The 5093-nt window shown below is 68.8% G+C and carries 4 protein-coding genes; 2 read left to right on the top strand and 2 right to left on the bottom strand.

Going from position 1 to position 5093, the window contains the following annotated elements; all coding sequences use genetic code 11:
• On the bottom strand, positions 1 to 816 hold an 816-nt coding region (locus tag AC1D01_RS20200; RefSeq protein WP_477869404.1), incomplete at its 3' end, for a pirin family protein.
• Positions 817 to 916: 100 nt separating this feature from the next.
• Between AC1D01_RS20200 and ychF the strand changes: the two genes are divergently transcribed.
• Together ychF and AC1D01_RS20190 are read left to right on the top strand one after the other, a co-directional pair.
• Positions 917 to 2011, top strand: a complete 1095-nt coding sequence (gene ychF, locus AC1D01_RS20195; RefSeq protein ID WP_477869402.1) for a redox-regulated ATPase YchF — start codon at positions 917 to 919, stop codon at positions 2009 to 2011.
• Between the two features lie 41 nt (positions 2012 to 2052).
• Complete coding sequence (locus AC1D01_RS20190; protein WP_477869400.1) at positions 2053 to 3222, top strand: PDDEXK nuclease domain-containing protein; 1170 nt, start codon at positions 2053 to 2055, stop codon at positions 3220 to 3222.
• Positions 3223 to 3279: 57 nt separating this feature from the next.
• On the opposite strand, the gene AC1D01_RS20185 is transcribed toward AC1D01_RS20190, so the two are convergent.
• Positions 3280 to 5093, bottom strand: a 1814-nt coding sequence (locus tag AC1D01_RS20185) for a sensor domain-containing diguanylate cyclase (protein ID WP_477869398.1), incomplete at its 5' end; no start/stop codon positions are given.

The raw sequence follows: 5093 nt of genomic DNA, 5'->3' as shown, positions 1-5093 counted from the left end.
GCGCTGGGCCGCCCAGTCGTCGGCGGCCTCGGCGATGCGGTCCTTGCGGCTGGAGACGAAGTTCCACCACATGAAGCGGTGGCCGAGCGGCTCGCCGCCGATCAGCATCACGCGCGCGCCCTGCGGCGCCTCGAGCACCGGCTCGGCGCCTTCGGGCAGCACGACCATCTCGCCCGGCGGCACCGCCTGGCCGTCGAGCGTGAACCCGTGGTCGATGCCGTACAGCGCCCGCTGCGGCGCCGCGGCCGGCACCTGCAGGCGGCCGCCCGGCGGCAGCGCCAGGTCGGCGTAGAGGGTGGGCGACAGCGTCGGGGTCGGCGAGACCACGTCGAACGCGCTGCCGATCAGCACGCGCACCGTGGTGCCGCCCACCGTCAGCGTGGGGATGGCCGCGGCCGCGGTGTGCGAGAAGCTCGGCGCGTCTTCCTCGTGCTCGGCCGGCAGCGCGGCCCACAGCTGCAGCCCATGGCTGCGGCGCACGACGTGGCGCAGGTCGTCGGGTGCGCGCTCGGAGTGGGTGATGCCGCGGCCGGCCGTCATCCAGTTGATGGCGCCGGGCTCGATGCGCTGCACGATGCCGGTGCTGTCGCGGTGCAGCATCGCGCCCTCGAACAGGTAGGTGACGGTGGCCAGGCCGATGTGCGGGTGCGGACGCACGTCGTGGTTGTCGCTCGGCTGGGCGGTGATGGGGCCGAAGTGGTCGAAGAACAGGAAGGGGCCGACCGATTGCTGCTGCGACGAGGGCAGCAGCCGGCGGACGGTGAAGCCGCCGCCGAGGTCCTTGGTGTGCGGGTTCAGGCGCAGGAGTTCGAGCATCGGAGGGTCCCTCGAAGGGGTCTGGAACGGGGTCGAGCGGGCAGTGTAGGCCGAGCGCTTAAAATTCGTCCCTCTCTCTCGACCTGCGAAAGCCCCCTCCATGAGCCTCAAATGCGGCATCGTGGGCCTGCCCAACGTCGGCAAGTCCACCCTTTTCAACGCGCTGACGAAAGCCGGCATCGCGGCCGAGAACTACCCGTTCTGCACGATCGAGCCGAACGTCGGCATCGTCGAGCTGCCCGACCCGCGCCTGCAGGCCTTGTCGGCGATCGTGAAGCCCGAACGCATCGTGCCGGCGATCGTCGAGTTCGTCGACATCGCCGGGCTGGTGGCCGGTGCGTCCAAGGGCGAGGGCCTGGGCAACCAGTTCCTGGCCCACATCCGCGAGACCGACGCGATCGTCAACGTGGTGCGCTGCTTCGATGACGAGAACGTGATCCACGTCGCCGGCAAGGTCGACCCGATCTCCGACATCGAGGTGATCCAGACCGAGCTGTGCCTGGCCGACCTGGCCACGGTCGAGAAGACGCTGCAGCGCTCGATCAAGGCGGCCAAGTCCGGCAACGACAAGGAAGCGGCCAAGCTGGTCGACGTGCTGCAGAAGTGCCAGGCCGCGCTGAACGAAGCGAAGCCGGTGCGCGGCATCGCGTTCAGCAAGGAAGAGCAGGTGATCCTGAAGCCGCTGTGCCTGATCACCGCGAAGCCGGCGATGTTCGTCGGCAACGTCGACGAGGGCGGCTTCGAGAACAACCCCTACCTCGACAAGCTGCGCGCCTATGCCGAGGGCCAGAAGGCGCCGGTGGTGGCGATCTGCGCGAAGACCGAGGCCGAGCTGGCCGACATGCCGGACGAAGACCGGCTGATGTTCCTGCAGGAGATGGGCCAGAGCGAGCCGGGCCTGAACCGGCTGATCCGCGCGGCGTTCGGCCTGCTCGGGCTGCAGACCTACTTCACCGCCGGCGTGAAGGAAGTGCGCGCCTGGACCATCCACATCGGCGACACCGCGCCGCAGGCGGCCGGCGTGATCCACACCGACTTCGAGCGCGGCTTCATCCGCGCGCAGACCATCGGCTTCGACGACTTCATCGCGTTCAAGGGCGAGCAGGGCGCGAAGGATGCCGGCAAGATGCGGGCGGAAGGCAAGGAGTACGTGGTGAAGGATGGAGACGTGATGAACTTCCTGTTCAACGTCTGAGTCGATCGGGTGGGATCCGGACGTCCCGTGCAGGAGATGCCATGAACCGTCGCGCGGTGGCCCCGAAAGGAGTTCTCACGGCAGCCGATCAGGACGAATCCGGTTGGCAATCTGCTGACGATCTGGCAGTTCGCATCGCAAGCATTCTGGAGGTCACGCGCGGCCAGGTCGTGCGTGCTGTCAACGCGGCGACGGTAACGGCCTACTGGCATATCGGTCATGAATTGGTCGAGGCCCTGCAGCAGGGTGCAGAGCGGGCGGCCTATGGCAAGTCCTTGATCGATCGCTTGGCCCGGCAACTGACCCAACGACATGGCAGGGGCTTCTCGGCGACCAACCTGGGGTACTTTCGCCAGTTCTACCTGGCCTACCCCGACAGAATTTCCCATCCACCGGGTGGCAAATCGGGTCCGTCACCTGTACCCACCGACATTCCCCACCCACCGGGTGGGGAATCCACCTTCCATCCCCATCTCAGCTGGTCGCACTACCGCGCCTTGATGCGAGTGCAGGACGGTGACGCCCGGGCGTTCTATGAAGCCGAGGCGGTGAAAGCCAATTGGTCGCGCCGGGACCTGGAACGGCAGATCAACACGCTGTACCACCAGCGCCTGCTGGCCAGCGCCGACCAGCCCGGCATGCTGCAGCAAAACCGACACGAGCCGAGCCAAACGCTACGCCCGATCGATGTGCTGAAGGACCCCTACGTGCTGGAGTTTCTCGACCTGCCCGACACGCAGCAGCTGCACGAGAGTCAACTCGAAGATGCCATCATCACGCGCCTTCAGCAGTTCCTGCTGGAGTTGGGGCGAGGATTTTCTTTCGTGGCACGCCAGAAGCGCGTGCGTTTCGCCGACAAGGACTTCTACGTCGACCTCGTCTTCTACAACTACCTTCTCAAATGCTTCGTGCTTGTCGACCTGAAGATCGGCGAACTCACGCACCAGGATATCGGCCAGATGGACGGCTATGTCCGCCTGTATGAAGAACAGCAGCGCGTCGCCGGGGACAACCCCACCATCGGATTGATCCTCTGCTCAGAAAAGAACGAGGCCGTGGCACGGTACTCCGTGCTGCATGAGAGTGAGCAACTGTTCGCATCGCGCTACCGCTTCACCCTGCCCAGTGAAGAAGAACTGCAACGTGAGTTGGAGCGCGAACGCGCACTGATCGAAGCCCAGACCGACAGCCAGCCCACCCCGGGCGCTTGACCACTGTCCTCCCGCAAAGGAGCCGCGTCGCGCCAACGCGAGATCAACGCTCTCGCCCTATTCCGCCCCCGCCTCCCACGGCCGCGTCTTCAACCACTTGCGCCACCAGCGCGGCCGCTGGCGCTGCGGCGCGAGCGTCGTCAGCTGGCGCAGCCGCGCCCCGCTGCCCGGGCGCATGCGGCCGAGGTGCGACACCAGCGCGTCCACCAGCGCCTGCGGCGTGTCGCGCCGGTCCTCCGGCAGGTGCGCCACCACCGCGTGCAGTTGCAGCGTCTCGGCGCCCGGCAGCTCGCCGGTGTAGTGCTGGGCCTGGTGGATGATGCGGTGCACGGTCATCAGCACCTCGCCGGGATTGGCCACGCCGTCGAGCAGCGCGACCACCCGCTGCTCGTTGAAGCGCACCACGACATCGGACGCGCGCATGCCCTGCTGCACCTGCCGGCCCGCCATCAGCAGCGCCTGCTCGGCGATCGAGGCCCCCTGGCGCAGCCGGATATCGCGCAGGTTGACGACCTCGAACATCACCACCGCGCTGCGGATGGCGTGCCGCTGGCTGCGGAACTTCATCTGCGCGAGCCGCGGCAGCAGCTCCTTCGGGCGCAGCAGGCCGGTCACCAGGTCGTATTGCGCGGCCTCGCGCAGCCGCGCCGACACCACGTCGTGGTCGCGCCGCAGCAGCGACATCGCATAGAGCAGCAGCGGCAGGTCGATCGCGCTCGCGAACAGCAGCCCGTATTGCGAGAACAGCCCGCTGGCCACCACGCCGAAGCCCTTCAGCAGCGGCAGTGCCGCCCCCGCCCCCAGCACGATCTGGCCAGCCGCCAGCCAGCGCACGTGCGGCAGCTGCCAGCGCAGCGAACGCACCAGCAGGCCGCCGCCCACCAGCATCGACAGCGCGCCGAACGAGCGCGTCAGGAACCAGCGCTCGGCCAGGTCGAGGAACGGGTAGGCCGCCGCCAGCAGCGCGGCCAGCACGATGCACAGCCACACCAGCGCCCGCTCGAGCGGGCCGATCACCGCCTGCGGCACCGCCGAGCGCAGGAACGCCAATCCGACCGCGCCGAGCAGCACCGGGCTCAGCATCAACAGCGCGGCGCTCAGCGCCGGCTCCTCGCCGACCAGCGTCTGGTGGACCTGGCCGCTCAGGCAGGCGAGCGTCAGGATCATCGCCACCAGGTAGGCGCTGCACCAGCCGAGCGCGCCGTCGCGGTGGACCATCGCCTGCACCACCACGTACAGCAAGGCCAGCAGCGCGAGCCCGAAGTACGCCCCGATGAAGAGCTGGGCCGTGCCCTGGCTTTCGAGCAGGTCGCGCGGGCTGCGGATCAGCGGCGCGCCGCCGAGCGTGGCGGGATGCTCCAGGCGCAGCAGGTAGGTGGTGGCGCGCTGCGCGTCGGCATGCAGCTGGAACACCGGCAGCGACGCGCGCACGGGCCATTGCGAGATGGGCGTCAGCACGCCRCTCGCCTGCGGCGCCCCGATGCGGGCCTCGGGCCCGACGCGGTACACCTCGGCGCGCATCAGCGTCGCGTGTGGCAGCTCGAGGAACCAGTCGGCTTCGTTGCCCGCCCCCACCTGCACGCTGAAGCGCACCCAGGTCACGGCCGGCCAGCGCGCACCGAACACCTCGTCGTCCGGCAGCGGCTGCCAGCCGCCGCTCTCGGCCAGCACCGCCGGGGCCGACGCCTGCCCGGTCGGGTCGACGCGGAACTCCGCCCCGTCGGCCAGGCTGCGGGCCGGGCCATGCACCGTCAGCTGCAGCGTCACCGCGGCGCACCAGGCGGGCAGCACGGCGAGCAGCAGCAACAGCAGGCGCAGGAATCGGGGGCAGCGGGGCGACAAGACGGGAGTCCGGTGGATCGGCGGTGGGT

The organism is Rhizobacter sp. P3_B12 (assembly GCF_056402895.1).
This window is presented reverse-complemented; position numbering and strand designations above follow the sequence as displayed.

What these genes read in the sequence shown, in the direction of transcription:
- ychF (WP_477869402.1), top strand. Translation starts at nt 917, where the DNA reads ATGAGCCTCAAATGCGGCATCGTGGGCCTGCCCAACGTCGGCAAGTCC.
- AC1D01_RS20190 (WP_477869400.1), top strand. Translation starts at nt 2,053, where the DNA reads ATGAACCGTCGCGCGGTGGCCCCGAAAGGAGTTCTCACGGCAGCCGAT.